Genomic DNA, 25,597 nt, shown 5'->3' on the forward strand with positions numbered 1-25,597 from the left:
CGGGATTAAATTTATAGCAGCAACAATCTGTAATTTGAACTTTTATTCTGTGATTTGCTATGGAACTGCGTCAACTTCGCTACTATGTTGCAATCGTCGACCACGGGTCGCTGTCGCGCGCGGCGCTGATTCTGCACGTGGCGCAACCGGCGCTCACCCAGCAAATCCGCCAGCTGGAGCAGGAATTAGGGGTGCAACTGCTGCATCGCTCGGCCCAGGGCGTGCTCAGCACCGACGCCGGCAAGGTGTTTTACGAACACGCCCAAGCCATCCTCAAACAGGTGGCCGACGCCCGCTCCGCCGTTGCGCAGTCGGCCGAGCGTCCCAGCGGCAGCGTCACGCTGGGGTTGCCGCACAGCATCTCCGGCGCGCTGGCACTACCACTGCTGACGGCCACCCGCGAGCACTATCCCGAGATCACCTTGCAGCTGACCGAGGAGCTGACCGGCAATCTGAGCGAGCAATTGAAGTCCGGCCGCGTCAATTTGGCGGTGCTGTTCGATGACGGCCAGCTGGGCCAGTTTTCCACCACGCCGCTGGTGGAAGAAGAACTGCAATTCATCTGCCGGGCCGACGCAAAAAGTGAGCAATCACTGACGCTAGAACAGGCTTTACAAGCCACATTAATCCTGCCCGGCCTGCAGCATGGCGTGCGGCCGCGCATCGAAAGCGTGGCGCGCGCGGCCGGTCTCAGCGTCGATAAGGTAATCGAAATCAACTCGATCGCGATTTTGAAGTCAGCGCTGCTGGCCGACATGGGCGCCACCATCCTGCCCTCCGCACCTGTCCTGGACGAATTGCAACGTGGTAGCTTGCGCGCCTATCGCATCCACGACCCCGCCATTTCCCGCACGGTCGTACTGTGTTCTTCACGCAACATTCCGCTGACCAATGCCGCCTCCGCCATCGGCCGGCTGGTACGCCAGGTCAGCGAAAACCTGTGCGCCGAGGGCCGTTGGCCCGGCGCCACACCGCTACCCAAGCCATAAGTTTTCCCTATACCCCCCATCGGCAAACGGTATTTCCGTATACGTCAAGTAGCGCCCATACTGGAATAAAGCCGCCCAACCAGGCGGCAGTGGCCTGAGCCTGGCCCGCCCACCCGGCATCCTCCAGCTCAAGCGCGATCCTGATACCAATAACGGAGACAACACCATGCCAGACGGCACCAGCACGCTCACGTCCGTGAGCCTCGACGACAAATACACATCCACCAACGGCACCATTTTCCTGTCCGGCATCCAGGCACTGGTGCGCCTGCCGATGATGCAGCACGTGCGCGACAAGATCGCCGGGCTCAACACGGCAGGCTTCATTTCCGGCTACCGCGGCTCGCCGCTGGGCGGGCTGGATGAAAACCTGTGGAAGGCCAAGCCGCACCTGGAAGCGCACAACGTGCAGTTTGTGCCGGGCGTGAACGAAGACCTGGCCGCCACCGCCGTCTGGGGTTCGCAGCAGGTGGACCTGATCGGCCCCGCGCTGTATGACGGCGTGTTCGCCATGTGGTACGGCAAAGGCCCCGGCGTCGACCGCTGCGGCGACGTGTTCAAGCACATGAACCATGCCGGCACCGCACAACACGGCGGCGTGCTGCTGGTGGCCGGCGACGACCATGGCGCCTATTCGTCCACGCTGCCGCATCAATCGGATCACATCTTCTCGGCCTGCATGGTGCCGGTGCTCTACCCGTGCAATGTGCAGGAGTATTTGGATCTCGGCATTCATGGCTGGGCCATGTCGCGCTTCTCCGGTTGCGCGGTGGCCTTCAAGGCGCTGGCGGACACGGTGGAATCATCAGCCTCGGTGGACGCCAATCCATTCCGCGTCGATACCAAGATCCCGCGCGACTTCGTGATGCCGCCGGGCGGCCTGAATGCGCGGCTGTCGTCGGTGCCGCTGGGCCAGCAGGCGCGCAATCAGGAAGCGCTGATGCAGGACTATAAAATCTACGCCGCGCTGGCTTATGCGCGCGAGAACAAGCTGAATCACACCACCATCGACTCCAAGGACGCCAAGCTGGGTATCATCGCCTCCGGCAAATCGTATCTGGACGTGCTGGAAGCGCTGGAAGAACTGGGCATCGATGAAGACATGGCCGCCAAGGTCGGCCTGCGCCTGTTCAAGGTCGCCATGCCATGGCCGCTGGAGCCGGACAGCGTACGCGAATTCGCCCAGGGTCTGGACGAGATTCTGGTGGTGGAGGAAAAGCGCCAGTTCGTCGAATACCAGCTGAAGGAACAACTGTACAACTGGCGCGACGATGTGCGTCCGCGCGTGATCGGCAAGTTCGATGACAAGGGCGAATGGGTGGCGCCGCGCGGCGAATGGCTGCTGCCGCCGAAGGCCGACTTCTCGGTGTCGCAAGTGGCGCGCGTGATCGCCAGCCGCGTGTCGCGCTACATCGGCGACGCCCACATTCAGGACCAGATCAAGGCGCGCCTGAACTTCCTCGATGCCAAAGACGCGGTGCTGAAGAAGGCCATCGACACGCCGTTCCGCCCGGCCTTCTACTGCTCCGGATGCCCGCATAACACCTCGACCAAGGTGCCGGACGGCTCGTTCGCGCTGGCCGGCATCGGCTGCCATGTGATGGCCACCTCGATCTACCCCGAGTACAACAAGCTGACCACGCACATGGGCGGCGAAGGCGCGCCGTGGATCGGCCAGGCCGCGTTCTCCAAGGTGCCGCATGTGTTCCAGAATCTGGGCGATGGCACTTACTTCCACTCCGGTTATCTGGCGATCCGCGCGGCGGTGGCGGCGCGCGTCAACATCACCTACAAGATCCTGTACAACGACGCGGTGGCCATGACTGGCGGCCAGCCGGTGGACGGCCAGACCTCGGTGCCGATGATCGCGCAGCAGATGGCGGCCGAAGGCGTCAAGCGCATCGCGCTGGTGACCGAAGACCTGTCGCGCTATACCGACCGTTCGGCGCTGCCATCCATCGTTTCGCTGCACGACCGCAAGGACATGGACGCGGTGCAGCGCGAGCTGCGCGAAGTGGGCGGCGTGTCGGTGCTGATCTACGACCAGACCTGCGCCGCCGAAAAACGCCGTCGCCGCAAAACCGGCGCCTATCCCGACATTGCCAAGCGCATGGTCATCAACGAAGCCGTGTGCGAGGGTTGCGGCGACTGCGGCATTCAGTCTAACTGCGTGTCCATCCTGCCGAAGGAAACGGAGTTCGGCCGCAAGCGCACCATCGACCAATCGTCCTGCAACAAGGACTACTCGTGCGTGAAGGGTTTCTGCCCCAGCTTCGTCACCGTGGAAGGCGGCGCGCTGAAGAAAACCAAGGCCGGCGCCAGCGCCAGCGATGACGGCTGGCCGGAACTGCCCGCGCCCGCGCTGCCGGACTGCGAACATCCGTACAACATCCTGATCAACGGCATCGGCGGCACCGGCGTGATCACCGTCGGTGCGCTGATGGGCATGGCCGCGCATATCGAAGGCAAAGGCGCTTCGGTGCTGGACATGACCGGCATGTCGCAGAAAAACGGCTCGGTCACCTCGCACGTCAAAATCGCCAACACGCCGGTGCACCTGCGCGCGCAGCGCATCGCCACCGGCGAGGCCGACGTCATCCTCGGCTGCGACATGCTGACCGCCGGCGCTGCCGACGCGGTCTCCAAGATGCGCGCCGGCCGCACGCTGGCCATCGTCAATCTGCACGAACAGCCGCCCGGCACCTTCGCGCAGCAGCCGGACTGGCAGTATCCCGCCGCCGACGTGCGCGCGCTGATCGAGGAATCGGTGGGCGCCGGCGCGGCCGATTTCATCAACGCCACCAAGCTGGCCACCGCGCTGATGGGCGACTCCATCGCCGCCAATCTGTTCATGCTGGGCTACGCCTGGCAGCGCGGCCGCATTCCGCTGAAAGAGGAATCGCTGCTGCGCGCGATTGAACTGAATGGCGTGGCGGTGGCATCGAACAAGAAGAGCTTCCTGTGGGGCCGCCGCGCCGCCGTCGATCTGGCACGCGTGGAGCGCGTGGCCGCGCCGCCGCAAGCTATCGTCATGCAGATGCCGCAAAGCCTGGACCACATCGTCGCCAAGCGCATGGAATTCCTGACCGCCTACCAGAACGCCGCCTACGCCGAAGGCTATTCGTCGCTGGTGGCACAGGTCCGCGCCCGCGAGACCGCGCTTGGTGTCGGCACCAAACTGTCGACCGCCGTGGCGCGCAACTACTTCAAGCTGATGGCCTACAAGGACGAATACGAAGTGGCACGGCTGTACACAGATGGCCGCTTTGTCGAACAACTGAAGCAGCAGTTCGAGGGCGAGTTCTCGGTCAAGTTCAACCTGGCGCCGCCGCTGTTCGCGAAGAAGGACGCCAAGGGCCATCTGGTGAAAGCGGAATTCGGCTCGTGGATGTGGAGCGCGTTCAAGCTGCTGGCCAAGATGAAAGGCTTGCGCGGCGGCGCGTTGGATCTCTTCGGCTACGCCGAAGAACGCCGCATGGAGCGCGCGCTGATCGCTGAGTACCGCGAACTGGTCGACACGCTACTCGTCAGCCTGAGCGCCGACAACTACGCGGCGGCGGTCGAATTGGCCACGCTGGCAGAGAAAGTGCGCGGCTTCGGCCATGTGAAGGAAAAGGCCGTGGCCACCTTCCGCGCTGATAAAACCCGCTTGCTGGCGCAGTTTGCGCAGCAGCGCGCCGCCTGAGGCACGACTTACGTTAACGTAAACATCATATAATCGACAAAAAAATTATTAGGGACACCAATGAACGACCTCTCGACTCCGAAAATCGCGGCCGTCGCTGAGCAGCCTGCGCGCGTGGCGAACAAAATTCGCTTCGTGACGGCTGCCTCGCTGTTCGATGGCCACGACGCCTCCATCAACATCATGCGCCGCATCCTGCAGACCAACGGCGTGGAAGTCATCCACCTCGGCCACAACCGCTCGGTGGATGAAGTGGTGACCGCCGCGCTGGCGGAAGACGTGCAAGGCATCGCCATCTCCAGCTACCAGGGCGGCCACGTCGAATACTTCAAATACATGATCGACCTGCTGCGCGAGCGCGGCGGCGCCCATATCAAAGTGTTTGGCGGCGGCGGCGGCGTCATCGTCCCGCATGAAATCGAAGAACTGCACGCGTATGGCGTGACCAAAATCTTCAGCCCGGAAGATGGTCAGCGTATGGGCCTGGTCGGCATGATCCAGTGGATGGTGCAGCAGTGCGACACCGACTTGTCGCAGTACTCGCCTACCTCACTGGCGCCGCTGCGCGAAGGCGATGACATCGCCGCGCGCCATCGTCCGCTGGCGCAGTTGATCACCGCGCTGGAAAATGAAAAGGCCGCGCCATCGCTGCGCGCCGAACTGCTGGCCGCTGCCGCAGATCTGCCAGTGCCCACGCTGGGCATCACCGGCACCGGCGGCGCCGGCAAGTCCTCGCTGACCGATGAGCTGATACGCCGCATTCGCCTCGACCAGGGCGATGCGCTCAATATCGCGGTGATCTCGATCGACCCGTCGCGCCGCAAATCCGGCGGTGCGCTGCTGGGCGACCGTATCCGCATGAACGCCATCAATCCGTGGGCCGGGCAATCGCGCGTGTTCATGCGCTCTTTGGCCACGCGTGAAGCAGGTTCGGAGATTTCTTCGGCGCTGCCGGACGTGATTGCCGCCTGCAAGATGGCCGGCTTCGATCTGGTGATCGTCGAAACCTCCGGCATCGGCCAGGGCGACGCTGCCATCGTGCCGCATGTGGACGTGTCGATGTACGTAATGACGCCCGAATTCGGCGCCGCCTCGCAGCTGGAAAAAATCGACATGCTCGATTTTGCCGACTTCATCGCCATCAACAAGTTTGACCGCAAAGGCGCGCTGGACGCGTTGCGCGACGTCGCCAAGCAGTATCAGCGCAACCGCGAACTGTGGAGCCAGCGCCCGGAAGAAATGCCGGTCTACGGCACCCAAGCCTCGCGCTTCAACGACGACGGCGTCAGCGCGCTGTATCACGGCCTGCTGCCGCGTCTCGCGCAGTTCGGCCTGCGCACCCGGCCCGGCAAGCTGCTGGCCAGCGACCTGCGTCACTCCAGCGGCAAACACGTGATCGTGCCGCCGGCCCGCGCGCGCTATCTGGCGGAGATTGCCGACACCGTGCGCGGCTACCATCGTTTCACGCGCAAACAGGTGACGCTGGCGCGCGAACGCCAGCAGCTCAGCGAGACCAAGCGCATGCTGGCCATCGCCCACAAATCCGCCGATCTGGATGACCTGATCGCCGAGCGCGATGCCGAGATGGACGCCGGTGCGCGCAAGCTGCTGGCGCAATGGCCCGACATGCAGGCCGCCTACGCCGGCGACGACTACGTGGTGAAAATCCGCGACAAGGAAATCCGCACGCGGCTGGTGCAGCACACGCTGTCCGGCACCCGCATCCGCAAGGTGGCGCTGCCGCGTTATGAAGACCACGGCGAAATCCTGCGCTTCCTGATGCTGGAAAATGTACCCGGCTCCTTCCCCTTCACCGCCGGTGTGTTTGCGTTTAAACGCGAGGGCGAAGACCCAACCCGCATGTTCGCCGGCGAAGGTGATGCCTTCCGCACCAATCGCCGCTTCAAACTGGTCTCCACCGGCATGGACGCCAAGCGCCTGTCCACCGCCTTCGACTCGGTGACGCTGTACGGCGCCGATCCCGCGCTGCGGCCTGACATCTACGGCAAGGTCGGCAACTCCGGCGTCTCAATCGCCACGCTGGACGACATGAAGGTGCTGTACGATGGCTTCAATCTGTGCAGCCCAAGCACCTCGGTATCGATGACCATCAACGGCCCGGCGCCGACGATACTGGCGATGTTCATGAACACCGCCATCGATCAACAGATCGCGCGCTTCGTCGAAGAGAACTCGCGCCAGCCGAGCGCCGACGAGGCATCGAAAATCAAAGCCTGGGTCTTGCAGAACGTGCGCGGCACCGTGCAGGCGGACATCCTGAAGGAAGACCAGGGCCAGAACACCTGCATCTTCTCCACCGAATTCTCGCTGAAGGTGATGGGCGATATTCAGGAATACTTCGTCCACCATCAGGTGCGCAATTTCTACTCGGTGTCGATCTCCGGCTATCACATCGCGGAGGCGGGCGCGAATCCGATTTCGCAGCTGGCGTTCACACTGTCCAACGGCTTCACCTTTGTCGAAGCTTATCTGGCGCGCGGCATGCACATCGACGACTTCGCGCCCAACTTGTCGTTCTTCTTCTCGAACGGCATGGACCCGGAATACACAGTGCTGGGCCGCGTGGCGCGCCGCATCTGGGCGGTGGCGATGCGCGACAAATACGGTGCCAACGATCGTTCGCAAAAGCTCAAGTACCACGTGCAGACCTCGGGCCGTTCACTGCACGCACAGGAGATCGACTTCAACGACATCCGCACCACACTGCAGGCGCTGATCGCCATCTACGACAACTGCAACTCGCTGCACACCAACGCCTACGACGAAGCCATCACCACGCCGACCGATGAATCGGTGCGGCGCGCGCTGGCGATCCAGCTAATCATCAACCGCGAATGGGGACTGGCCAAAAACGAAAACCCGAACCAGGGCTCGTTCATCATGGACGAACTGACCGACATGGTGGAAGAAGCGGTGCTACAGGAATTCGAACGCATCGCGGAACGTGGCGGCGTACTGGGCGCGATGGAGACCGGCTACCAGCGCGGCAAAATTCAGGAAGAGTCGATGCTGTACGAGCACCAGAAGCATGACGGCACGCTACCCATCATCGGCGTCAACACCTTCCGCAATCCGAAAGGCGTGGCGGCGCCGGCGCAGATCGAACTGGCGCGCTCCACCGACGACGAGAAGCAATCGCAGCTCCAGCGCCTGGCAGACTTCCACCAGCGCCACGCGGCCGAAGCCCCGCAAGCGCTGGCGGCATTGCAGCAAGCCGCCATCGACAACGCCAACGTGTTCGACAAGCTGATGGACGCGGTGCGCGTCTGCTCACTCGGCCAGATCACCACCGCGCTGTTCGAAGTCGGCGGCCAGTATCGCCGCAATATGTAATGTGACTCAACAACGGCCTGACGTGTTGCCGGGCCGTTGTTAGACGCAGATCAAATTTCTGTTCTTCTTTTGTCGCCACATCAGCACTACACTGACTGGAGGTGCTTGCAACAATTCTTCGCAACGAAATACGCCAGTTGGCTTTTTCCCATCTGCTGGGCATTGCGGAAAAACTTGCCGCTGCCGGCGACATCCCGATGACGCCCAATGAGGTCCAGGAAGAAATCCGCTCGGTCCGCAGAGGCTGATATGCTGCTCGTTCAGCGTTGAGGAGCAGGTACAGCAAGCGCTGCGCAATCTGCAAACCGCGTTGCAGGCGGCGGACGCGCAGCATACCGATGTGGCCAAAATCACGGCGCTGATTGTCGATCACAGTGAGGAACGCTTACGCATTTTCAGCAAGGCGTTGCGAACGATGTGGGGCGAGCCAAGCTTGCCTATACTGATAGCATACATCTTATCCGGAGACCATCATGGCTACTCTACAGCTTTCAATACCGGACGACCTGGCACGCGAGGCAGAACAACTAGGCTTACTTACACCGACAAGTCTTGAGAGCATCCTTCGTCAAGAGATACGGCGCATCGCATTTAACTACCTGTTGAGTATTCCAGATAAGTTACGAGCTGCGGGTGTAGAGCCGATGACCGAAGAAGAGGTCGTCGCGGAGGTCCGTGCGGCAAGGGCTGAATCACATGAAACTGGTTGCGCAGGGTGATTTTCAGGCGCGGCATGCCCTGACCGGGCCTATGGTGGCGCCCTCTTGCAACAACGGTTGCCACAGCTCCTGCAGCTCGCTGGCCGGGGTGCCGTCCACCAGCGCCAGCAGCATTTCCACCATGCGCGCGCCGGCTTTGCGTGGCTCGGGCTGGTCGATGGTGGTGACGTTGGCACCGGCCAGCGTGTCGGCCATGCTGCCCCAGACGATCACCGAAATCTCCTTGCCGATCTCCACGCCCTCATCCAGCAGCGCCCGCACCGCGCCGACGCCGGACAAATGGTTATCGACGATCACTGCCGTCGGCCGCGGCGTACAGGCCAGCAGCTGTTGCATGGCTTGATAGCCGCTGCGGCGGTCCAGCGTATTGTCGATCAGGTAGCGCGGGTCCGCGCTCAGGCCGGCGGCGGCCATGGTGGCGATAAAGCTGTCCTTGCGCTGCCGCGCGAAATTCAATTCCAGCGGCGCGCTGATCAACGCCACCCGCTGGTGACCCAGCCCCAGCAAGCGTTCCATCGCCATGCGGATGCCGGCCTCGTTGTCGTAGTCGAACCACGCATACGGCGCCTTCAACTCGGTGCGCCCGTGCGCGACAAAGGGAAACTTGGCTTTGCTGAGGAAGGCGATGCGTTCATCCTGCACCATGGTGCGCCCCACCACCAGGCCATCGACGCGCCGTCCGCGCACGATATGCTGGTACGAAGGCTGTTCCGCCGCCGGCGACACCGGCGCGATAATCAGATTCTTGCTGACCGCTTCCAGCGCGGCCGACATGCCGGCCACCACGTCCAGAAACATGGTATCGGCCAGGTCCGCCGCCTGCAGCGGATGGATGATGCCGAACACATTGGTCCGCCCCAGCGCCAGCGAACGCGCCATCGGATTCGGCTGGTAGCCAACCTCCTTGGCCGCCTTCAGCACCCGCTCGCGGGTCCGCACATTGACCTCAGGGTAACCGTTTAACGCCCGGCTCACCGTGGTCTTGGACATGCCAAGATGATTTGCTAGATGCGCCAGATTCATAGACAAGTGCTTAATGTTGACCGTTGATTATAGCGGCCGGGCCGAAATCCCCGCCACGTCAGCGGCGCTTCTTTCGACGAAATACAACAGCCAGGCCACGCATCAGGTCACGCGCATCGGCCTTGCTTTTTCCATTTTTGTGGTCTAATCTACAAGAGATTGTAGAAGGCGATCTCGCGTCGCCATGTCCAAAATTTTGCGTCGGGGAAAGAATGGCCTCGCTGTCATCCATCAGTGCGCTGCAAGCATCGGTAGCCCGGGCTGAAAGGCAGGTGCAAAAGGATCAGACGCAAGTCAACCAGGACGCCGACCGCCTGGACGCCAGCCGCGACCAGCTGAACAAGGACAAGCAAACGCTGGCCGACAACAAGAGCGAAAGCAGCCAGGCCCAGGCCGCTGCACAAAAGCCGACCAGCACCGTCAATCTCACCCGCGCGATTGAAAATCCGCCGCGCGCGGAACAGCAGTTGCCAGCGGATCTGGTGACAGCCAAGCCTCAGGTCAATACGCTGGGGCAGACCATCGGCAAATACATCAACGTGACTGCGTAGCGGCGGCGGCAGCCTGCTCCTGCTGCGCCAGCGGTTCCCACCATTTCGCGTCCGCTTGCGGCTGCACAATATCCAGCGCCAGGCCGATTTCCGGCGTGGCGATCGGCAACCGGCGCTCGGCGGCCAGCTCGCTGATGCGGTCGAACGGATCGTGCCAGGCGTGCAGCGACAGATCAAAGGTGCCGTTATGAATCGGCAGCAAGACCTTGCCACGCAAATCGATGTGCGCCTGCAATGACTCCTCCGGCTGCATGTGCACATCCGGCCATTGCGGATCGTAGGCGCCGGTTTCCACCATGGTCAGGTCGAACGGGCCGTAGCGGCGGCCGATTTCCTTAAAACCGTCGAAATAACCGCTATCGCCACTAAAGAACAGCCTAACGTCGCGGTCCTCGATCACAAACGAAGCCCACAAAGTCTTGTTGCGGTCGCCCAGGCCACGACCTGAGAAGTGCTGCGCCGGCGTCGCCACCAGCTTCAGGCCGGCCACATGCGTGCTTTGCCACCAGCTCAGCTGCTGCACCTTGCTCGCAGGGATGCCCCATGCGATCAAGCGGTCGCCCACGCCCAGCGTGGTGATGAAGTGCTCGGTCTTGGCGGCCAGCTTTTTGACGGCGTCGCGGTCCAGGTGGTCGTAATGGTCGTGCGACAGGATCACGCCCTTGATGGGCGGTAGCTCGTCAATGCTGATCGGCGGCGCGTGGAAGCGCTGCGGGCCGGCCCATTGCACCGGCGAGGCGCGCTCGGAAAACACCGGGTCGGTCAACCAGAAATTGCCGTTCAGCTTGAGCAGGACGGTCGAGTGGCCAAGGCGGAACAGGCTGCGATCCGGAGCATCCAATAATTGCTGCTGCGTGATCGCGTGAACGGGTATCGCAACGCTGGGTACCGTGTCCTTCGGCTTGTCGAAGGCAAAGCGCAGCATGATGCCCAGCGATTTGAAGAAGCCCATCTTGTGCATCCTGACCGGATTGCGGAAGCGGCCGTCGCGGGTGCGCGGCGCGCTCGGTACCGACAGCCCATCCAGGCCATCGAGAGCGGATTCAGCAATAACAGAGGTAGAAGTCATGATGGTACTCCTGCGATTTAAAATGTACACTACACAGTGTAGTTCCAATTTTGAGAAAAGTAAACTAGCCGGTGTAAAATGAAGCCATGAACACGCCCATCAAACTGACCGACCGCAAGCGCCAGGCCGTGGTCGAAGCCGCCATTGCCGAATTCCGCGCCAGCGGCTTCGAAGCCACCAGCATGGATAAGATCGCGGCCACCGCCGGCGTGTCCAAGCGCACCGTTTACAACCACTTCCCCAGTAAAGACGAATTGTTCGCGCAAATATTGCATGAGCTGTGGATTAGTATTTCGTCGGCCGAGCCGCCGCCGTTCAACCCGGCCCAGCCGCTGCGCGATCAGCTGCTGAACCTGCTGGGGGCCAAGATGGAAATGCTGCAGAACGGTTATTTCCTCGACCTGGCGCGGGTGGCGATTGCCGAGGCCATCCATTCACCCGAGCGGGCGCAGGAAATGGTGGCGCGGCTCAGCGGCAAGGAGGAAGCGGTGACGACCTGGCTGCGCTCGGCCCAGGCGCACGGTCAGTTGACCAAGGCAGATCCGCTGATCGCCTCGCAATTGCTGCAAGGCGGCTTGAAGACGTTTGCGTTCTGGCCTCAGGTCACGATGAACCAGCCGCCGCTGGATCCCGCCATGCAGCGCCAGGTGGTGGAAGCCACGGTCGACATGTTCCTCGCCTACGCGAACGCAACCGCGTAAATCGGCGGCAAGGTAGTGGAGATGGTCTGCCACTGGCCGCCGCCATCTTCCGACAACCAGGCGCCGCCGGTGGTCGAGCCCATCAGCAGAATCTGGCCGTCATCGCTGACCGCCAGCCCATGGCGATACACCAGATCGTAACAGTGCTGATGCGGCAGGCCGCCGCGCCAGGCGACAAAGCTGTGGCCGCCATCGGTGGTGCGGGTCACCGCCAGCGAGGCGTGTTGCGGAATGCGCTGGCTGTCGGCCACCGCCGGTACAAACCAGGCCGTCTCCCCATCGCGCGGATGCACAGCGGTGACGAAGCCAAAGCCCGACAGCGGCGCCTGCGGCTTGACCTCGCTCCAGTTGGCGCCGTTATCGGTGCTGCGCCAGATGCCGCAATGGTGTTGGCACCACAGCTTGTCCGGCTCGGCCGCGCAGCGCACGATGCGGTGCGGGTCTTGCACCTCCTCCACCTGCTGCAGCTCGGGCGGCATGTAACTGGCGTTCATGCCCTTGGCGCGCGAGGTCCAGCTGGCGCCGCCGTCGGTGGTCAGCCAGGCGCCGCCGCACGACACGCCGACCAGCACCGCCTCGCTGTCGCGCGGATCGACGCAGATGCTGTGGATGCCCGGCACATCATAGCCCCCGCCCATCCATTTGGCGCGCTCCGGCAGGTTCCACAGCGCGTCCACCAGTTGCCAGCTGTCGCCGCGATCATTCGAGCGGAACAGGCCGCCCGGCAGCGTGCCGGCCCACAGCACGCCCGGCTGGTCCGGGCCGCCGGCCGCGAGCGACCAGATCTGCTTGACCTTCCATTCCACCGGATCGCCGCTGTCTTCCGGCTTGGGAGGAAAGGCCGGCACCGCCACCTCGGTCCACTCGCTAGCGCCAGGATCGCGCCGGTGCAGCTTGGCGCCGAAGTGGCCGAGGTTGAGCGCCGCGTACAGCGTGCCGTCGCGCCGGTCCGGCAACACCATCGACACCGGATCGCCGAGGAAATGCTGTTGGTCCAGCAGCCACGCCTCATGCGTGCGATAGACCTCGAACAAGCCCTTGCGGGTGGCGATATAAGCGCGGTCGGACATGGTCAACCTCCTGACAAAGCTTGCAGAATATAGACTCGGGAATCGGGCCTCAGCGCATCGTCAAGCCGCCTGGAGTCGCGGGCGCGCTGGCCATCGATGAAGATCACCACGTTTTCGCGCAGATGTCCCTGCTCGTCGAGCACGTAGCCGCGCAGCCGGGGATGATCGGCAAAGCAGGCGTCCAGGGCACCGCGCAGGTCGGCCGCAGTCGTCTCCACTTGCGGCACGGTCATGAAGCGCCCCAGTTGTTGGGTAAATGTTAGTTGCGCCATAACGCCTGATTCTATGCCGATTGAGGATAAAATGAAATCGCCTCAACCACCGGAGCCATGCATGTCGATTACGCCGCAAGAACTGGAACTGCTGATGCAGGAAGTGGAAAAGGAAGATCCGATCGACTTCGCCGACCTGCCGTTTGACGAACACGATTTACGCGGGCTGATCGCCAACCATCTGTGCGAGATGGCCGACGCCATGGACAACTTCAGCGAGGAAGACAAACACCTGACGCTGCTGGCCGTGGCGGCCAAGCTGGTACTGGAAAACCTGGTGCTGAACGTGCAGCTGCTGCGGCGCCACGAGGTGCCGCTCAGCCACACCACGGAGGCGCTATTGAGCCGCCTCCGCAAAAAGGAATAATCAGGCGGCACGCGGGAAGTCGATCGGCGTCAGGTTGACCCGGTTGAACAGGTTGGTGAAGGTAATCGACGCCACCGCCAGCAGCGTGTCGACAATCTGCGCATCGCTGTAACCGGCCTGCTTAACCGCAAGCACCACCTCGGCCGGCACGTCGCCGCTGGTGGTCACCACGCTATGGACGAAGCGTGCCAGCGCATCAAGGCGGGCATCATCGCTGGGCTGACCATGGCGCACGGCGACGATGGCATCCACGCTCAGGCCTGCCTTGCCGCCCATCAGCGTATGTGCGGCAAGGCAGTAATCGCACTGCGCATCCTGGCTGACGGCCAGCTTGACGACTTCGATTTCCTTCGCGCTCAGACTGCTCTTGCGCAGCGCCGCGTCCAGATTGAGCGCAGCCTCCAGCGCCAGCGGGCTGTTGCTGCCGATGGTGACATAGGCATTCGGCACCTTGCCGACAGCGCCTTTGATGGCGCTGAACAATTGGGCGGCGTGGCCGCTGGCTTCCGAGACGGCTTGGGTATAGAGACGGGACATGATCTGTTTCCTTTCAAAGTGAGTAGGTATGGACACAGTCTAGGCTTGCCGCCTGCGATGATGAATAGCCAAAATGCTCTATAATTTGCTCTATCGTCTCAATCCCACCGTATGGACCCGCTCAGCCACCTGCTCTCCCTGTACCCCGTGCGCACCGCGCTGGATGTGCGTTGCCGCTTTGGCGCGCCGTGGGTGCTGGACCATCCGGGCACGCCATCCGGCGTCGCCCCGTATCACCTGATCGTGCGCGGCGAAGCGCTGGCCGATGGCGCCCATGGCACCGATGGCGCGCCGCTGGCACTGCACAGTGGCGACATCCTCGTGTTCCCGCACGGTGGCGCGCACCGGCTGCACCTGGGCGACGCCGCCAAGGCCAGCCCGCTCCAAACCTCGCCCGGCTTGCTGCGCTACGAACACAACAACGGCGACGGCCCGCAGACCGACATCCTGTGCGGCGAATTCCATTTTGATGCCGATGGCAGCGCCGGCCTGCTGGCGGCACTGCCGCCGGTGCTGCTGGTGCGCACCGCCGGCCGCCCGGACGCGCAAAGCCTGCGCCATCTGTTGCGCATGCTGCAGGAAGAAGCGGAAACGCCGCGTAGCGGCTCGGAAGCCATCCTGCGCCAACTGGCCTCGGCGCTGTTCGCGCTGCTGATCCGCACCTGGCTGGAACAGGCACTGACTGTGCCCGGCCTGTTCGGTGTGCTGGCCGAGCGCCGTCTGCAAGCCGCGCTGAACGGCATGCTGACCGCGCCGGAAAAGCCATGGACGCTGGAAGAACTGGCCGACGCCAGTCACATGTCGCGCGCCACCTTCGCGCGCCTGTTCAAGCAAGCCGCCGGCGCCACCCCGGCCGACGTACTGACTCAGCTACGGATGGCGCGCGCCGCCCGCCTGCTGGACGCCGGCCGCGCCGCCGGCGAGGTCAGCGAGGCGGTCGGCTACCAGTCCGAAGCCGCCTTCAACCGCGCCTTCAAGCGACAATACGGCATGGGACCGGGCGCCTACCGCAAGCTGGCGGCCGGCGCTTCGATCAGCAAGTCGGAAGTGGGAAGCGCCACGCAGGGCAAGATATAGCCTTCGCGCTTTTCGTCCAGGCTCAGGCCGGGCCAGTCGACGGTGTAACGCACCGTGCCACCGGTCGACAGGCAAATGCAGGTGCGGCAAGTGCCGTTGCGACAGGAACTGGGCAGGCGCACGCCGGCCTGCTCGGCCGCCTGCAGCACCGTCTGCGACGGCGCCGCGTCAAAACTCCAGCCCTGCCCTGCCAGCGTAACTTTCATAGTCCATGTCGCTTGTGGAAAGCGACATGATATCAAGCGTGCAGTTGCAGTGACGGTTTGGATGCCGGTGCGCGCGGCGCGGCGGCCGGTGGGCGGCGCTTGGGCGCCAATGCGACACCGCCACCACCCGCATGCTGCAGCTTGAACACCGCCATCGCCTGCGACACGCAACGCGCCTGCTGGGCCAGGTTGCCGGCCGCCGCCGCCGCCTGCTCCACCAGCGCCGCATTCTGCTGCGTGATGTCATCAATCTTGATGACCGCCTCGTTGACCTGGCCGATGCCGCTGCTCTGCTCGCGCGTGGAATTGGAAATCTCGCCCATCACCTGCGACACCCGGCACACCGATTCGATCACCTGATCCATGGTGACGCCGGCACTATTGGTCAGCGCGGTGCCGGCCTGCACCTTCTGTATCGAGTTATCGATCAGCTCCTTGATTTCCTTGGCCGCCGTGGCCGAACGTTGCGCCAGCCCGCGCACCTCGCTGGCCACTACCGCAAAGCCGCGTCCCTGCTCACCAGCGCGCGCCGCCTCCACCGCCGCGTTCAGCGCCAGGATGTTGGTCTGGAACGCGATACCGTCGATCAGGCCGATGATGTCAAGAATCTTGCTGGACGAAGCACTAATGTCGCCCATGGTGGTTACCACCTGCGACACAATGTTGCCGCCCTGTGCCGCCACTTCACGCGCACGTTCGGCCAGCTCGTTGGCGCTGGCCACGCTGGTCGCGCTTTGCTGCACGGTCGCGGTCAGCTGCTCCATGCTGGACGCGGTCTGCTGCAAGTTGGCTGCCTGCGATTCGGTGCGGCCCGACAGGTCCATATTGCCGTCCGCGATTTCATCGGTGGCCACCGAGATTTCATCGAAATTGCGCCGCACGTCACCGATGATGCTGTGCAGGTTGATATTGGTCTGGCGCAGCGCCGCCAGCAGCTGGCCCATTTCATCGTCGCGCTGTACTTCAATCGACGCGGTCAGGTCGCCGCCGGCCATCATGCGCGCCGCCTTGGTTGCACGCCGCAGCGGCACCGCCACATTGACATACAGATGGCGCCCAAACACCAGCATGCCCAGCATTGCCACCAGCGCCGCGCCACCCAGCCAGTTGTGGGCCCGGGCCACGCTGGCGTCGTCCATCACCAGCAGCGCCAGCGCGATCAGCGCCAGCACACCGGTCAACAGCGTGGTCGCCAGCGCGATGTGGGTCGCCAGCGACGCTTGCAGGAAGCCGCCAAGCCGCGCCAGCACGCCGGTCGATACCGCCCGCCCCTTGACGATGCGCAGCCGGCGCGGATTGCCGCCCTTGATTTCACGGTACAGCGTGTCGGTCACGCGCACCTGCTCGCGCGACGGCTTGGTACGCACCGACAGATAGCCGACCGGCTTGCCGTTCTCGATCACCGGCGTGACATTGGCCAGCACCCAGTAAAAGTCGCCGTTCTTGCAACGGTTCTTCACCAGCCCGGTCCACGGTTCACCGCCCTTGATGGTGCTCCACAGGTCGGCAAACGCCTCCACCGGCATGTCCGGATGCCGCACGATATTTTGCGGCGCCCCCATCAACTCTTCCTCGGTAAAGCCGCTGACCTCGATGAAATACGGATTGGCGTAGTTGATATTGCCTTGCAAATCGGTACTGGAGACGATGGTCTTGCCATCTTCCATGACGTACTCTTTTTGCGTTACAGGGGAATTCATGCGCATGACGGCTCCTTGACTTGCTCTTGTGGGATAAGCAGAGGCGAACCGGGGGCTGGGGGGCGCCTCAGGCCGAACTGGCCTGAAGCACCGAGAATAGAAGTATTTACGATGATGAAAATTCACCAATTGTCGCAACGCCGCAATTTTTGCGGCGATACAACATGAAAACTAGTCAGGCTTGAAATTTTGCCCCAGCGACATTGGCTTATTCAACAAGATTGTCTGCGGATTGCGGCAGATAATCACGAGTACCACGATGGTAGCGATATAGGGCAGCATCGACAGGAACTCGGACGGTATCGCCAGCCCCATGCCCTGGCCGTGGAATTGCAGCACGGTGACGCCGCCGAACAGATACGCGCCCACCAGCACGCCACGCGGCTTCCAGGTCGCGAACACCACCTGCGCCAGCGCGATCCAGCCACGGCCGGCGGTCATGCCTTCCACCCACATCGGCGTCAGCGCCAGCGACAGATAGGCGCCGCCGAGACCGGCCAACGCGCCGCCGAACAGCACCGTGCCATAGCGCAGGCCGATCACCGGGAAGCCGATCGCATGCGCGCTGTGCGGCGACTCGCCCACCGCGCGGATGATCAATCCCAGCCGTGTACGCGCCAGCACCCAGCCGATCAACAGCACCAGCGCCACCGACCCATACACCATGGCGTCGAAGCGGAACAGCAGCGGGCCCACAAACGGAATCTCCGACAGCAGCGGGAACGACAGATGCGGCATCGGCGCCACCGTCTGGCCGACATAGCTTTGGCCCAGGAAGGCCGAGGCACCAATGCCGAATAGCGTCAGCGCCAATCCGGTGGCAACCTGGTTGGTTTGCAGCGTCAGCACCAGGAAGCCGAAGATCAGCGACATCAGCATGCCGGCGCCGGCCGCCGCCAGCAATCCCAAGGTCATGCTGCCGCTGCTGAGCGTGACACCGAAGCCGACCACGGCGCCGATCAGCATCATGCCCTCCAGCCCCAGATTCAGCACGCCCGAGCGTTCCGTCACCAGCTCGCCCATCGAGGCCACCACCAGCGGCGTGGCGGCGCCGGCGGTGCTGGCGAGGAAAGCGATCAACAATTCAGTGGTCATCATGCTGGAACTCCCGCCACACGCTTGTGCGGCTTGATGCGATAGTGGATGAACAGGTCGGCCGCCAGCAGATAAAACAACAGCAGCCCCTGGAAGATGCCGGTGATGGCGGACGGCGCCTGCAACTCGATCTGCGCGGTCTCGCCGCCGATGTACAGCAGCGACATCAGCAGCGCCGACAGCACCACGCCGATCGGATGCAACCGGCCGACATAGGCGACGATAATCGCGGCAAAACCATAGCCCGGCGACACCGACGGCTGCAACTGCCCCAGCGGCCCGGCCACTTCACCGACGCCGGCCACGCCGGCCAGCGCGCCGCTGACCATGAAGGCCAGCCACACATTGCGCGGCTCGCTGAAGCCGGCGTACAGCGCCGCCGCCGGCGCCATGCCGCTGACCTGCATGCGGTAGCCGGCAAACGTATGCTTGCAGAAGAACCAGGCCGCGCCGGCCGCGATCAGCGACAGGATGAAAGCGGCGTTGACGCGCAAGCCTTCCACCAGCAACGGCAAGGTGGCCGACTCGCTGAACATTTTCGACTGCGGGAAGTTGAAGCCGGCCGGGTCGCGCATCGGCCCGTGCACCAGATAGCTGAGCAAGTGGTAGGCCACATACACCAGCATCAGCGACACCAGGATTTCGCTGGTGTTGAAGCGGGTGCGCAGCAGCGCCGGAATCGCCGCCCACAGCATGCCGCCCAGCGCGCCGGCCAGCAGCATCAGCGGCAGCACCCACCATGCCTGCACCTCGTCGAAGTACAGTGCCACCGCGCCGGCGCAAATCGCGCCAACGGTCAGCTGGCCATCGGCGCCGATGTTGTTGACGTTGGCGCGGAAGCCGATCGCCAGGCCAACGCCACACAGTATCAGCGGGGTCGCCTTCAGCAGCAGCTCGCCCACACCATACAGCGTGGTCCACGGCTTGACGAAGTAAACGTAAAACGCATGCACCGGCTCCTGGCCGATGAAGAAGAACAGCAGCGAGCCGGTGACCAGCATCGCCAGCGCCGCCAGCAAGGGCGAAGCCAGCATCATGCAGCGCGAAGGTTCGGGACGTCGTTCAAGCCTGGACATATTCGGGTGCTCCGTGCGGTTGGGTATAGTCGAAATCGCCGCTCATCCACACGCCGATCTGGTTGATGCTGGTGGCCGCCGCCGGCACCGCGCGCGATAAACGGCCGTCGGCCAGCACGGCGATGCGGTCGCTCATCATGAACAATTCGTCCAGCTCCTCGGACAGCACCAGCACCGCCACGCCCTGGTCGCGCATGTCGATGATGGCCTGGCGGATCAGCATGGCGGCGCCGATGTCCACGCCCCACGTCGGCTGCGCGAACACCATCACCTTGGGCGCCAGCATGATCTCGCGGCCGACGATGAATTTCTGCAGATTGCCGCCGGACAGCGAGGCCGCCGCCGAACCTTCGCCGCCGCACTTGACCTTGAAGCGCTCGATGACCTTCTGCGCGAACGCGCGCACCGCGCCGCGCTGGATCAAGCCCTTGCGCACCATGCCGGTTTGCGCGGCCGGCACGTAGCCGGTCAGCAGCGCGTTATCGGCCAGCGACAGGTCGGGCACTGCGCCACGGCCCAGCCGCTCTTCCGGCACGAAGCCCAGGCCCAGCTGGCGGCGCTGCGCCGCGTCCAGCGTGCCGACATCGCGCTCGCCCAGCTGGATCACGCCTTCGCTGCGGTGCAGCTGACGCTCGCCGGAGATAGCCTTCAACAGCTCCTGCTGGCCGTTACCCGAGATGCCGGCGATGCCGACAATCTCGCCGCTGCGCAGCGACAGGCAGACATCCTTCAACTTGGTGCCGAACGGATCGTCGCTTTGCACATTCAGCTTATCCAGCAGCAGCCGCACCTCGCCCGGTTCGCGCGGCTTATGCACGCACACCGGCAGTTCGCGGCCGATCATCAGCTCCGCCAGCGACTTGGCGCTTTCCTGCTTGGGCAGCGCGGTGCCGGACACGCGGCCGCCACGCAGCACCGTGGCCTTGTCGCACAGCGCCTGAATTTCATCCAGCTTGTGACTGATGTACAGAATGCTGACGCCCTCCGCCGCCAGCCGCCGCAGCGACTCGAACAGCTTCAGCACCGCGTCCGGCGTCAGCACCGAGGTCGGCTCGTCCATGATCAGCAGCTTGGGCGACTGCAGCAGGCAGCGCACGATCTCGACGCGCTGGCGCTCGCCGACCGACATGCTGTGCACCAGCCGCTGTGGATCGAGCGGCAGGCCGTATTGTTCGGACACCGCCTTGATGCGCGGCGCCAGCGCCGCCGGCGACAGCTTCTGGTCCAGCGCCAGCGCGATGTTCTCGGCCACCGTCAGCGTCTCGAATAAGGCGAAGTGCTGGAACACCATGCCGATGCCCAGCTTGCGCGCATCGTGCGGGCTATGGATGTGGACCTGGCGGCCCTCCCACATGATCTGGCCGTCGTCCGGCTTGACCACGCCATAGATGATCTTCATCAGCGTGCTCTTGCCGGCGCCATTCTCGCCCAGCACGGCGTGGATCTCGCCCGGCATCACCGTCAGGTTGACGTCGGCGTTGGCCACCACCGAGGGATAGATCTTGGAGATGCCCAGCATCTGCAAGCGCGGTTCTGTCATCGGCGCTTCCCTTCATCGTATACAAATCAGATGAACCAACTGACGCAATTAGCGTGCCACGCGCTCCCATGCAGCGCTGCGCCGTTTTGGCCTGCGCCTCGCACTAAAGCGGGATGCTTAATCACCAAAAGCGTGCACCACATTGTGCACAAAGGTGTATACGACTTAGCACGCTTCCTGCTTTATAGCACACGGTATTATCGATATGGAGTTACCCATGCCACACCAGCGCAAAGCCGATCAAGCTGTCGTCAAACGCGGGACCACCGCCGTCGACATGCGCATTTACAAGGCGGTTGTCAACGCCGTCATGAGTCACCGCCTGCCGCCCGGCACCCACCTGGGCGAGGCGGATTTCTGCGAGCTGTATCAGGTCAGCCGCACCACCGTGCGCAAGGCGCTGCAACGGCTGGCGCATGACCACATCATCGAGCTGCGCCCCAATCGCGGCGCGGTGATCGCCTCGCCCACGCCACAGGAAGCGCGCGATATTTTTGCCGCCAGGCGCGCCATCGAACGCGAGATCGTGCCGCTGGTAATAGAGAACGCCACGCCGGAATCGCTGAAGCAAATCCGCGCCGCCATTGCGGCGGAAGACGCGGCGCGGCGCGGCGGCGACCGCGCCGGCTGGATCCGGCTGGGCGGCGAGTTCCATCTGCTGCTGGCGCAACTGGCCGGCAACCACGTGCTGCAGCGCTTCATGGCGGAGCTGGTGTCGCGCTGTTCGCTGATCATCGCTCTCTATGAAACACCCGGCAGCGCCATGTGCGAGAACGACGAGCACCAGGACCTGGCCACGCTGATCGAAGACGGCAAGGTCAAGGAGGCGACCCATTTGATCGAACACCACCTGCAGGAAATCGAAGCCCGCCTGCGCCTGAATGAGGCCGACAAAAAAGTAAACCTGGCCGAAGCCCTGTCAGGGTTTTGACTATGGCCCGCTTATTGCTAAAGGGGTAGACGAGATTGAATCCAATTGCTAAAACGATTGGATACAAAAAAAGTGCTTACAAACCCAGAAAACCCAGACCTGAAGGAGCCCAGCATGCCACGTCTCGCCCGCAGTACCGTAGCCCTCGCCATCATCGCCATGTCCGCCGCTTGCACCGCGCAAGCCGCTGACTGGAGCGATACCTCGCTCAGCTACCGTTATGGCACCAAGTTCGCCGAACCGTACAATGATCAGGACATCACCAAGACCATCGTCAACCTGAGCCACGTCTCCGGCTACAAGTACGGCAAGAACTTCTTCAGCGTCGACCTGCTGATGTCGTCGGAGCTGGACCCGTCGGCGGCCGGATCCAACAGCGGCGCGCATGAAGCTTATGTGGTGTATCGCAACACGCTGGACTTGGGCAAAATCACCGGCAACAACTACGCCTTCGGTCCGGTGCGCGGTCTCGGCGCCACCGTCGGCTTCGACTACAACAGCAAGACCGACGCTGGCTACAACTCCAAGAAGCGCATGGTGGTGGCCGGTCCGACGCTGATGCTGGACGTGCCAGGCTTCCTCGACGTCAGCCTGCTGGCCCTGTGGGAATCGAACGCGCCGTACAACAGCTACACCAACCAGGCCACGCCACGCTACGCGTATAAAACCCACGCCATGCTGACCGGCGCCTGGGGCATCCCGTTCAACGTCGGCATCCCGCTGTCGTTCGAAGGCTACGCCAACTTCATCACCGCCAAGGGCACCAACGAATTCGGCGGCGGCACCGCGCCGGAGACCAACATCGACATGCAGATCATGTATGACATCAGCGAAGCCGTGGGCACGCCGAAGAACACCTTCAAGATCGGTGTCGAGTACCAGTACTGGAAAAACAAATTCGGCAACCCGGACCGCACCGTCCCGGGCGCCACCGCCAAGACGCCGATGGTGCGCGCCGAATACCACTTCTAATCGACTCAACGTAAAGGAAACCATATGATGATCAATCGTCGTAAAGCACTGGCCGCCCTGGCCACCGCAGGTGTACTGGCCGCCGCTCCTTCGTTTGCCGCGGATCCGCTGAAAGTCGGCTTCGTCTACGTCGGCCCGGTCGGCGACGCCGGCTGGACCTATGCGCACGACCAGGCCCGCCTGGCGCTGGAAAAGGAATTGGGCGGCAAGGTCAAGACCACCTACGTTGAGAACGTGCCGGAAGGCGCCGACGCAGAACGCGTGATCCGCAAGCTGGTCGCGGAAGGCAACAAGCTGATTTTCACCACCTCGTTCGGTTACATGAACGCCACCGAGAAAGTCGCCAAGACCACGCCGGGCGTGGTGTTCCTGCACGCCACCGGCTTCAAGACCGGCAAGAACCTGGGCACCTACGAATCGCGTCTGTATGAAGGCGCTTACCTGAACGGCATCCTGGCCGGCAAGATGTCCAAGTCGAACACGCTGGGCTTCATCGCCTCGTTCCCGGTGCCTGAGGTGATCCGCAACATCAACGCGTTTACCCTCGGCGCGCAAAGCGTGAATCCGAAGATCAAGACCAAGGTGATCTGGGTCAACTCGTGGTACGACCCGGCCAAGGAACGCCAGGCCGCCGAAACCCTGGTAGCGCAAGGCGCCGATGTGATGGCGCAGAACACCGACTCGCCGGCCACGCTGCAAGTGGCGCAGGAAAAAGGCGTGTACGCCTTTGGCTGGGATTCGGACATGTCCAAGTTCGCGCCCAAGGCCCACCTGACCGCCGCCACCAACGACTGGTCCGGCTACTACATCAACACCGCCAAGGCAGTGCTGGCCGGCACCTGGAAAACCGCCGAATACCGCGGCGGTCTGCAGGAAGGCATGGTCAAGATGTCCAAGATCAACGCGGTGGTACCGGCCGATGCGGTCAAAGCCTTTGAAGAGAAGAAAGCCGCGCTGGCCGCCGGCACCTTCGCGCCGTTCACCGGCCCGATCAAGGACCAGTCGGGCGCCATCAAGTACGCCGCCGGCGTCAAGGCGCCGGAGAAGGATCTGCTGGGCATGAACTTCTACGTCCAGGGCGTGGAAGGCAGCATTCCGAAGTAAGCATGATGGATCCAGTCCTTTACCACGACTGGCACCCGGTCGCGCGTTCCGAACAGATCGCGACCAGCGCTATGCTGGCCGCCGATCTGCTGGACACGCGCGTGCTGCTGTGGCGCGACTCGGCCGGCCTGCTGCACGCCTGGGAAGACCGCTGTCCACATCGCGGCACGCGCTTGTCCATGGGCGCGCTGCAGAACGACCAGGTGACCTGTCCCTACCACGGCTGGCGTTTCGGCAAGGAGGGGCGCTGCCAGCACATCCCGGCCCTGCCCAACGCGCCGCTGAAGGCGCAGGTGACGCAATACCAGGTCCAGGAGCAGTACGGCCTGGCCTGGGTCTGCCTCGGCACGCCAGCGCATAATGGTCCGCCGGCGTTTCCGGAATTCGCCAGCGACCAGTTGCGCAAAGTCTGGTGCGGCCCGTATGCGGTGCAGGCCAGCGCGCCGCGCATCGTCGAAAACTTCCTCGACATGGCGCACTTCGCCTTTGTACACGAGGGCATACTCGGCCATCAGGACGAACCGGTAATCCCCGACTATAAAGTCGAAACCTTCGACGATCCCGAATACGGCAGCGGCGTCTGGGCCAAGGAATGCTACGCCTGGCAGCCGCAAGCCAGCCGCTCCGCCACCGGCGCCAGCGATATCGAATACACCTACCGCGTGATACGTCCGCTCAGCACCATCCTGACCAAGAATCCGCCCGGCGCGATCCGCGAGGCGATCGCGATGTTCGTGCAGCCGCTGACCGAAACCAGCAGCCGCGCCTGGGTCATCATGGCGCTCAACGATTTTGTATCGAGCGAGGAATCGATGCGCGAATTCCAGGACACGATTTTCGGCCAGGATTTGCCGATCCTGGAAAGCCAGTACCCGGCCCGCCTGCCGCTGGCGCCCGGCGCCGAAGTCTCGGTGGCCTGCGACCGCATGTCGCTGGCCTACCGCGGTTATTTGAAACAGCAAGACCTGCAATACGGAGTCATACGATGAGCGCAGCAACCCCGCAAGACCACGAATTCCTGACCCGCGTGCTGGCCCTGGCGCAGCGCTCGCGCGACGAGGGCCATCATCCATTCGCCGCCATGGTGGTGGCGGCCGACGGCACGGTGATTTCGCAAGCGATGAACGCCTCCAGCAGCGACCGCACCGCACACGCCGAAATGAACGCGCTGCGGCTGGCGTCGCAACAATACAGTCCGCAACAACTGGCTACCGCCACGCTGTACGCCAACGCCGAACCATGCGCCATGTGCAGCGGCGGCACGTACTGGAGCGGGGTCGGCCGCGTGGTGTATGCGATGTCGGAAGCCAGCCTGCTGGAACTGACCGGCAGCGATCCGGAAAATCCGACGCTGTCGCTGCCCTGCCGCAGCGTGTTCGCGGCCGGCCAGCGACCGACCGAAGTGATCGGCCCGCTGCGCGAGGACGAGGCGCGGCTGGCGCACAAGGATTTTTGGCACAAATAGCAAAGTTCCCCGCCCGGATGATGTTTCCGGGCGACACTACGCGCGCCGGCGCTGAAACTACATTGATTATTTGGCGTAATCGCGGCACAGTATC

At 63.2% G+C, this 25,597-nt stretch carries 26 protein-coding genes; 15 read left to right on the top strand and 11 right to left on the bottom strand.

Annotation, left to right across the window (positions count from 1 at the left end):
- Window positions 1-59: 59 nt before the first annotated feature.
- From GJ699_RS13945 to icmF, 3 genes are all read left to right on the top strand, one after another.
- On the top strand, window positions 60-989 hold the full coding sequence (locus GJ699_RS13945) for a LysR substrate-binding domain-containing protein (RefSeq protein ID WP_154377147.1): 930 nt from the start codon (window positions 60-62) through the stop codon (window positions 987-989).
- A 166-nt stretch (window positions 990-1,155) separates the two neighbouring features.
- Window positions 1,156-4,674 (top strand): indolepyruvate ferredoxin oxidoreductase family protein, encoded by a 3,519-nt coding sequence (locus tag GJ699_RS13950; RefSeq protein WP_154377149.1) that lies wholly within the window; start codon window positions 1,156-1,158, stop codon window positions 4,672-4,674.
- A 60-nt stretch (window positions 4,675-4,734) separates the two neighbouring features.
- Window positions 4,735-8,028: a fused isobutyryl-CoA mutase/GTPase IcmF gene (icmF, locus tag GJ699_RS13955; protein ID WP_154377151.1), complete on the top strand. Its 3,294-nt coding sequence runs from the start codon at window positions 4,735-4,737 to the stop codon at window positions 8,026-8,028.
- Here icmF and GJ699_RS35150 read toward each other — a convergent pair.
- Window positions 7,979-8,401: a hypothetical protein gene (locus GJ699_RS35150; RefSeq protein ID WP_154377153.1), complete on the bottom strand. Its 423-nt coding sequence runs from the start codon at window positions 8,399-8,401 to the stop codon at window positions 7,979-7,981. The two genes, icmF and GJ699_RS35150, sit on opposite strands and share 50 nt — an antisense overlap.
- Here GJ699_RS35150 and GJ699_RS35155 point away from each other — a divergent pair.
- Both GJ699_RS35155 and GJ699_RS13965 read left to right on the top strand, forming a co-directional pair.
- On the top strand, window positions 8,339-8,584 hold the full coding sequence (locus GJ699_RS35155; protein ID WP_308495517.1) for a hypothetical protein: 246 nt from the start codon (window positions 8,339-8,341) through the stop codon (window positions 8,582-8,584). The genes GJ699_RS35150 and GJ699_RS35155 overlap by 63 nt on opposite strands.
- Window positions 8,502-8,747, top strand: a complete 246-nt coding sequence (locus tag GJ699_RS13965) for a hypothetical protein (protein ID WP_154377155.1) — start codon at window positions 8,502-8,504, stop codon at window positions 8,745-8,747. The genes GJ699_RS35155 and GJ699_RS13965 overlap by 83 nt, the downstream gene beginning before the upstream one ends.
- A 3-nt stretch (window positions 8,748-8,750) precedes the next feature.
- Here the strand turns inward: GJ699_RS13965 and GJ699_RS13970 are convergent, their stop codons facing one another.
- Entirely contained in the window at window positions 8,751-9,770 is a 1,020-nt protein-coding gene (locus GJ699_RS13970; RefSeq protein WP_154377157.1) for a substrate-binding domain-containing protein, read from the bottom strand.
- 13 nt (window positions 9,771-9,783) lie between these two features.
- Between GJ699_RS13970 and GJ699_RS34970 the strand changes: the two genes are divergently transcribed.
- Both GJ699_RS34970 and GJ699_RS13975 read left to right on the top strand, forming a co-directional pair.
- Window positions 9,784-9,918, top strand: coding sequence for a hypothetical protein (locus GJ699_RS34970; RefSeq protein ID WP_267877719.1), 135 nt, complete (start codon window positions 9,784-9,786; stop codon window positions 9,916-9,918).
- A 64-nt stretch (window positions 9,919-9,982) separates the two neighbouring features.
- On the top strand, window positions 9,983-10,321 hold the full coding sequence (locus GJ699_RS13975) for a hypothetical protein (RefSeq protein WP_154377159.1): 339 nt from the start codon (window positions 9,983-9,985) through the stop codon (window positions 10,319-10,321).
- Here GJ699_RS13975 and GJ699_RS13980 read toward each other — a convergent pair.
- Window positions 10,305-11,390, bottom strand: coding sequence for an MBL fold metallo-hydrolase (locus GJ699_RS13980; RefSeq protein ID WP_154377161.1), 1,086 nt, complete (start codon window positions 11,388-11,390; stop codon window positions 10,305-10,307). The two genes, GJ699_RS13975 and GJ699_RS13980, sit on opposite strands and share 17 nt — an antisense overlap.
- A gap of 86 nt (window positions 11,391-11,476) precedes the next feature.
- On the opposite strand from GJ699_RS13980, the gene GJ699_RS13985 reads away from it, so the two are divergent.
- Window positions 11,477-12,091 (top strand): TetR/AcrR family transcriptional regulator, encoded by a 615-nt coding sequence (locus GJ699_RS13985; protein WP_154377163.1) that lies wholly within the window; start codon window positions 11,477-11,479, stop codon window positions 12,089-12,091.
- Here the strand turns inward: GJ699_RS13985 and GJ699_RS13990 are convergent.
- Both GJ699_RS13990 and GJ699_RS13995 read right to left on the bottom strand, forming a co-directional pair.
- A complete protein-coding gene (locus GJ699_RS13990; RefSeq protein WP_154377165.1) occupies window positions 12,070-13,161 on the bottom strand; it encodes a WD40/YVTN/BNR-like repeat-containing protein in 1,092 nt (363 codons plus the stop codon). The two genes, GJ699_RS13985 and GJ699_RS13990, sit on opposite strands and share 22 nt — an antisense overlap.
- Window positions 13,162-13,163: 2 nt before the next feature.
- Window positions 13,164-13,433 carry a MoaD/ThiS family protein gene (locus GJ699_RS13995; RefSeq protein WP_154377167.1) on the bottom strand — a complete coding sequence of 90 codons (270 nt, stop codon included), beginning with the start codon at window positions 13,431-13,433 and terminating at the stop codon, window positions 13,164-13,166.
- A gap of 61 nt (window positions 13,434-13,494) precedes the next feature.
- Here GJ699_RS13995 and GJ699_RS14000 point away from each other — a divergent pair, with 61 nt between their 5' ends.
- Window positions 13,495-13,800 (top strand): hypothetical protein, encoded by a 306-nt coding sequence (locus GJ699_RS14000; protein WP_154377332.1) that lies wholly within the window; start codon window positions 13,495-13,497, stop codon window positions 13,798-13,800.
- Here GJ699_RS14000 and GJ699_RS14005 read toward each other — a convergent pair whose 3' ends face one another.
- The gene (locus GJ699_RS14005; protein WP_154377169.1) at window positions 13,801-14,337 is read right to left on the bottom strand and encodes a carboxymuconolactone decarboxylase family protein; all 537 of its coding nucleotides are present in this window, start codon (window positions 14,335-14,337) and stop codon (window positions 13,801-13,803) included. It abuts the gene before it with no gap.
- Window positions 14,338-14,448: 111 nt separating this feature from the next.
- Here GJ699_RS14005 and GJ699_RS14010 point away from each other — a divergent pair, with 111 nt between their 5' ends.
- On the top strand, window positions 14,449-15,414 hold the full coding sequence (locus tag GJ699_RS14010) for an AraC family transcriptional regulator (RefSeq protein ID WP_154377171.1): 966 nt from the start codon (window positions 14,449-14,451) through the stop codon (window positions 15,412-15,414).
- Here GJ699_RS14010 and GJ699_RS14015 read toward each other — a convergent pair.
- The 5 genes from GJ699_RS14015 to GJ699_RS14035 all read right to left on the bottom strand — a co-directional run bounded on the left by GJ699_RS14015 (window position 15,342) and on the right by GJ699_RS14035 (window position 21,031).
- Window positions 15,342-15,620, bottom strand: coding sequence for a 2Fe-2S iron-sulfur cluster-binding protein (locus tag GJ699_RS14015; RefSeq protein WP_154377173.1), 279 nt, complete (start codon window positions 15,618-15,620; stop codon window positions 15,342-15,344). The two genes, GJ699_RS14010 and GJ699_RS14015, sit on opposite strands and share 73 nt — an antisense overlap.
- Before the next feature lie 32 nt (window positions 15,621-15,652).
- The gene (locus GJ699_RS14020) at window positions 15,653-17,326 is read right to left on the bottom strand and encodes a methyl-accepting chemotaxis protein (RefSeq protein ID WP_154377175.1); all 1,674 of its coding nucleotides are present in this window, start codon (window positions 17,324-17,326) and stop codon (window positions 15,653-15,655) included.
- 165 nt (window positions 17,327-17,491) lie between these two features.
- Window positions 17,492-18,418 (bottom strand): ABC transporter permease, encoded by a 927-nt coding sequence (locus GJ699_RS14025; protein ID WP_154377177.1) that lies wholly within the window; start codon window positions 18,416-18,418, stop codon window positions 17,492-17,494.
- Window positions 18,415-19,491 (bottom strand): ABC transporter permease, encoded by a 1,077-nt coding sequence (locus GJ699_RS14030; protein ID WP_195763540.1) that lies wholly within the window; start codon window positions 19,489-19,491, stop codon window positions 18,415-18,417. Before GJ699_RS14030 ends, GJ699_RS14025 begins: the two co-directional genes overlap by 4 nt.
- The gene (locus tag GJ699_RS14035) at window positions 19,478-21,031 is read right to left on the bottom strand and encodes an ABC transporter ATP-binding protein (RefSeq protein WP_154377179.1); all 1,554 of its coding nucleotides are present in this window, start codon (window positions 21,029-21,031) and stop codon (window positions 19,478-19,480) included. The genes GJ699_RS14030 and GJ699_RS14035 overlap by 14 nt, the downstream gene beginning before the upstream one ends.
- A gap of 217 nt (window positions 21,032-21,248) precedes the next feature.
- Between GJ699_RS14035 and GJ699_RS14040 the strand changes: the two genes are divergently transcribed.
- The 5 genes from GJ699_RS14040 (at window position 21,249) to GJ699_RS14060 (ending at window position 25,503) form a co-directional block, all read left to right on the top strand.
- Window positions 21,249-21,962: a GntR family transcriptional regulator gene (locus GJ699_RS14040; protein ID WP_154377181.1), complete on the top strand. Its 714-nt coding sequence runs from the start codon at window positions 21,249-21,251 to the stop codon at window positions 21,960-21,962.
- A gap of 114 nt (window positions 21,963-22,076) precedes the next feature.
- A complete protein-coding gene (locus GJ699_RS14045) occupies window positions 22,077-22,934 on the top strand; it encodes an outer envelope protein (RefSeq protein WP_154377183.1) in 858 nt (285 codons plus the stop codon).
- 24 nt (window positions 22,935-22,958) lie between these two features.
- A complete protein-coding gene (locus GJ699_RS14050) occupies window positions 22,959-24,038 on the top strand; it encodes a BMP family ABC transporter substrate-binding protein (RefSeq protein WP_229262097.1) in 1,080 nt (359 codons plus the stop codon).
- Between the two features lie 2 nt (window positions 24,039-24,040).
- Complete coding sequence (locus tag GJ699_RS14055; protein ID WP_154377185.1) at window positions 24,041-25,027, top strand: Rieske 2Fe-2S domain-containing protein; 987 nt, start codon at window positions 24,041-24,043, stop codon at window positions 25,025-25,027.
- Window positions 25,024-25,503 (top strand): nucleoside deaminase, encoded by a 480-nt coding sequence (locus GJ699_RS14060; RefSeq protein ID WP_154377187.1) that lies wholly within the window; start codon window positions 25,024-25,026, stop codon window positions 25,501-25,503. Before GJ699_RS14055 ends, GJ699_RS14060 begins: the two co-directional genes overlap by 4 nt.
- The last annotated feature ends 94 nt before the right edge of the window (window positions 25,504-25,597 follow it).

It is taken from the genome of Duganella guangzhouensis (genome assembly GCF_009674535.1).
Taxonomy (GTDB): domain Bacteria; phylum Pseudomonadota; class Gammaproteobacteria; order Burkholderiales; family Burkholderiaceae_D; genus Rugamonas; species Rugamonas guangzhouensis.

What these genes read in the sequence shown, in the direction of transcription:
- GJ699_RS14060 (WP_154377187.1), top strand. Translation starts at nt 25,024, where the DNA reads ATGAGCGCAGCAACCCCGCAAGACCACGAATTCCTGACCCGCGTGCTG.
- GJ699_RS14055 (WP_154377185.1), top strand. Translation starts at nt 24,041, where the DNA reads ATGATGGATCCAGTCCTTTACCACGACTGGCACCCGGTCGCGCGTTCC.
- icmF (WP_154377151.1), top strand. Translation starts at nt 4,735, where the DNA reads ATGAACGACCTCTCGACTCCGAAAATCGCGGCCGTCGCTGAGCAGCCT.
- GJ699_RS14020 (WP_154377175.1), bottom strand. Translation starts at nt 17,326, where the DNA reads ATGCGCATGAATTCCCCTGTAACGCAAAAAGAGTACGTCATGGAAGAT.
- GJ699_RS14045 (WP_154377183.1), top strand. Translation starts at nt 22,077, where the DNA reads ATGCCACGTCTCGCCCGCAGTACCGTAGCCCTCGCCATCATCGCCATG.
- GJ699_RS14040 (WP_154377181.1), top strand. Translation starts at nt 21,249, where the DNA reads ATGCCACACCAGCGCAAAGCCGATCAAGCTGTCGTCAAACGCGGGACC.
- GJ699_RS14025 (WP_154377177.1), bottom strand. Translation starts at nt 18,418, where the DNA reads ATGATGACCACTGAATTGTTGATCGCTTTCCTCGCCAGCACCGCCGGC.
- GJ699_RS13995 (WP_154377167.1), bottom strand. Translation starts at nt 13,433, where the DNA reads ATGGCGCAACTAACATTTACCCAACAACTGGGGCGCTTCATGACCGTG.
- GJ699_RS13945 (WP_154377147.1), top strand. Translation starts at nt 60, where the DNA reads ATGGAACTGCGTCAACTTCGCTACTATGTTGCAATCGTCGACCACGGG.
- GJ699_RS13990 (WP_154377165.1), bottom strand. Translation starts at nt 13,161, where the DNA reads ATGTCCGACCGCGCTTATATCGCCACCCGCAAGGGCTTGTTCGAGGTC.
- GJ699_RS13985 (WP_154377163.1), top strand. Translation starts at nt 11,477, where the DNA reads ATGAACACGCCCATCAAACTGACCGACCGCAAGCGCCAGGCCGTGGTC.
- GJ699_RS14005 (WP_154377169.1), bottom strand. Translation starts at nt 14,337, where the DNA reads ATGTCCCGTCTCTATACCCAAGCCGTCTCGGAAGCCAGCGGCCACGCC.
- GJ699_RS13975 (WP_154377159.1), top strand. Translation starts at nt 9,983, where the DNA reads ATGGCCTCGCTGTCATCCATCAGTGCGCTGCAAGCATCGGTAGCCCGG.
- GJ699_RS14000 (WP_154377332.1), top strand. Translation starts at nt 13,495, where the DNA reads ATGTCGATTACGCCGCAAGAACTGGAACTGCTGATGCAGGAAGTGGAA.
- GJ699_RS13965 (WP_154377155.1), top strand. Translation starts at nt 8,502, where the DNA reads ATGGCTACTCTACAGCTTTCAATACCGGACGACCTGGCACGCGAGGCA.
- GJ699_RS14015 (WP_154377173.1), bottom strand. Translation starts at nt 15,620, where the DNA reads ATGAAAGTTACGCTGGCAGGGCAGGGCTGGAGTTTTGACGCGGCGCCG.
- GJ699_RS34970 (WP_267877719.1), top strand. Translation starts at nt 9,784, where the DNA reads ATGTTGACCGTTGATTATAGCGGCCGGGCCGAAATCCCCGCCACGTCA.
- GJ699_RS13970 (WP_154377157.1), bottom strand. Translation starts at nt 9,770, where the DNA reads ATGAATCTGGCGCATCTAGCAAATCATCTTGGCATGTCCAAGACCACG.
- GJ699_RS14035 (WP_154377179.1), bottom strand. Translation starts at nt 21,031, where the DNA reads ATGACAGAACCGCGCTTGCAGATGCTGGGCATCTCCAAGATCTATCCC.
- GJ699_RS13980 (WP_154377161.1), bottom strand. Translation starts at nt 11,390, where the DNA reads ATGACTTCTACCTCTGTTATTGCTGAATCCGCTCTCGATGGCCTGGAT.
- GJ699_RS14050 (WP_229262097.1), top strand. Translation starts at nt 22,959, where the DNA reads ATGATGATCAATCGTCGTAAAGCACTGGCCGCCCTGGCCACCGCAGGT.
- GJ699_RS14030 (WP_195763540.1), bottom strand. Translation starts at nt 19,491, where the DNA reads ATGTCCAGGCTTGAACGACGTCCCGAACCTTCGCGCTGCATGATGCTG.
- GJ699_RS13950 (WP_154377149.1), top strand. Translation starts at nt 1,156, where the DNA reads ATGCCAGACGGCACCAGCACGCTCACGTCCGTGAGCCTCGACGACAAA.
- GJ699_RS14010 (WP_154377171.1), top strand. Translation starts at nt 14,449, where the DNA reads ATGGACCCGCTCAGCCACCTGCTCTCCCTGTACCCCGTGCGCACCGCG.